This is a genomic window from Mesorhizobium sp. M0437 (genome assembly GCF_040321335.1).
In the GTDB taxonomy this organism is placed as follows: domain Bacteria; phylum Pseudomonadota; class Alphaproteobacteria; order Rhizobiales; family Rhizobiaceae; genus Mesorhizobium.
Window position 1 is genome coordinate 1 of sequence record NZ_JAMYRK010000181.1, and the last position, 1,899, is coordinate 1,899.

Genomic DNA, 1,899 nt, shown 5'->3' on the forward strand with positions numbered 1-1,899 from the left:
GAATGGCTGCGAGACGGTTTTATCGAAGCCGATCGGCAGCGGCATGTCCTGGTAGGCATAAGGGGCGACCCGGGCTGGAACGAAGAGATGCCGCGGCACCCGCCGCATCGCTGCCATCACCCGCTCATCGAGCGTCGCCTTGCCGAGTTCTTCGCTTGCAAGATCGGGTAGTGGGTCAGTTTGAAATTTGACGCCGCGCTTGTCGCGGTTCGGGCAGAACTCCTATATGCTTAGCGAAACGCATGGGAAGCAGGACGGTGAGTTATTCCATAAAACTTGGCAAGGAGCCGAACGTCCTAGTGATCAACGACTTGTCCAGCAGGCAGGTCGTAAGCCAAGCGCGCGAACTCAAAGCGGGGAATATCAAATTCAGCATTTACGCCAGCGACGGCACTTTGACCGAACTGTATGATCTTGAGCGTGCCGTGGAGGGGGATGACGTTGCCAACCGGACCTAAAGTCCCCAAGCGCCCGCGCGACCCAAACCAATTGGCGAAGTCGATTGTCGATCTGGCGACAGGCGAGACTGAGGACAAGAAGCCACTCGCCAGTGCCCGCAAGGGCGGGCTTATCGGTGGCAAGGCCCGCCTCAAAGCACTCACGCCAGAACAGCGCTCTGAGATTGCCAGAACGGCAGCTGCGGCGCGCTGGAAGAAATCTAGCTAAGCCGCTTTCTCTTCATCGATACCGGCAGCGATCATCATCTCTTCAACGTCATCGTTAAAATCCAAGACAAGTTGGATTCGCTCTTCGCCGGGATGAGCGTCGCTGTAGTGATCAGCATCCATGCGAAGCTGCCAACAGTCGCCAACGATTTGCTTTCTGCGCTGGCCTACAGCCTTTTCGACATGACTTGACGCGGGCCGATCGGAGGACACCGATCTTCGGCAGACGATGGAGGGCACCACCTGCCGCAAGCATCAACTATTAGAAATCGCTGATGCAGTCGAGCCGGTGGAGATTGTCGGGAACTATCCGCTCATCGTGGATTATGATCGTGTGTGGTCGTGGATGTAGCCGCACATTCCAAGGGGGTCCTGTAAGCCCGCTGTCGAACCGGCAGCGGGCTTTCCTATGGGCGCTTGCCCCTTGGCGCCGGCCCTGCATGGTCTTGGACGCGCTTATATACTCCGCGCAACAAGATAGGCGATCCGATACGCCATGAGTAGCAAAAGAACGAGGATCGTAAATTCGAGAACTGTGCGTGAGGGATAAATTTTCAACGCTCCGACTTTATCCGACGATACTGCAACGTAGTGTCGCTTGGCAGTTAATGATGAGAATTCGGTCGCTTCGGTTAGGTTTGGCAATTAATTGCGAGAATGGGGCAGCCCGGACTCTCAATTTAACTGCAATCGCATCAGCGTCAAGATCATGAATTCTTTGAATATTCATACCCTGTCTTCGGGAAATTCGACCCCGTTACGTTGCGACGCTGCTTCTCACATTAAATGCGAATGGCCCGGTATGATTATCAAATTAAGTGCACGTTTTCAAATTAAGTGCACAGCTAACCAACTGAAATGATTGACATGCGATTCTCATAATTAACTGCAAAGGGACATCCCCAGAAATGAGTATTGACTTCGGTCTCCGATATCAGCGCCGGCAACTGACCAAGGCATAGCGGGCTCGTAACGATAAGGACGGTTCTCGCCATTTGAGGACCGCAACGCGTTGGCGAGTCTAGTCTGAGCGATCAAGCCTGCGCTCTGGACGAGGTCCCATCCTCACAGAATGTTCGCCCACCGGGACAAACGTGACGCAACGGAACGGATGGTTCACCCGTAAGGTCTTGGGGAGATTGCGAAAGGAGACCAGCATATGACCTGCGAACGAGACGTCGGCACGTTCGAAGAGCCCGTGACCGTTTTGCTGTCCTCGGGCAAAGTCAGTGTT

3 protein-coding genes and 1 pseudogene are annotated in these 1,899 nt (G+C 54.4%); 2 read left to right on the top strand and 2 right to left on the bottom strand.

Features of this window, described 5'->3' with window-relative positions; all coding sequences use genetic code 11:
- A pseudogene (locus NKI72_RS34760) lies at positions 1-165 on the bottom strand (protein-L-isoaspartate O-methyltransferase family protein); the annotation flags it as partial.
- Positions 166-257: 92 nt separating this feature from the next.
- Here NKI72_RS34760 and NKI72_RS34765 point away from each other — a divergent pair.
- Both NKI72_RS34765 and NKI72_RS34770 read left to right on the top strand, forming a co-directional pair.
- Positions 258-458, top strand: a complete 201-nt coding sequence (locus NKI72_RS34765; protein WP_352453889.1) for a hypothetical protein — start codon at positions 258-260, stop codon at positions 456-458.
- Positions 436-666: a hypothetical protein gene (locus tag NKI72_RS34770; protein ID WP_352757426.1), complete on the top strand. Its 231-nt coding sequence runs from the start codon at positions 436-438 to the stop codon at positions 664-666. The genes NKI72_RS34765 and NKI72_RS34770 overlap by 23 nt, the downstream gene beginning before the upstream one ends.
- Here the strand turns inward: NKI72_RS34770 and NKI72_RS34775 are convergent.
- Positions 663-788, bottom strand: a complete 126-nt coding sequence (locus NKI72_RS34775) for a hypothetical protein (RefSeq protein WP_352693957.1) — start codon at positions 786-788, stop codon at positions 663-665. The genes NKI72_RS34770 and NKI72_RS34775 overlap by 4 nt on opposite strands.
- Positions 789-1,899 lie beyond the last annotated feature (1,111 nt).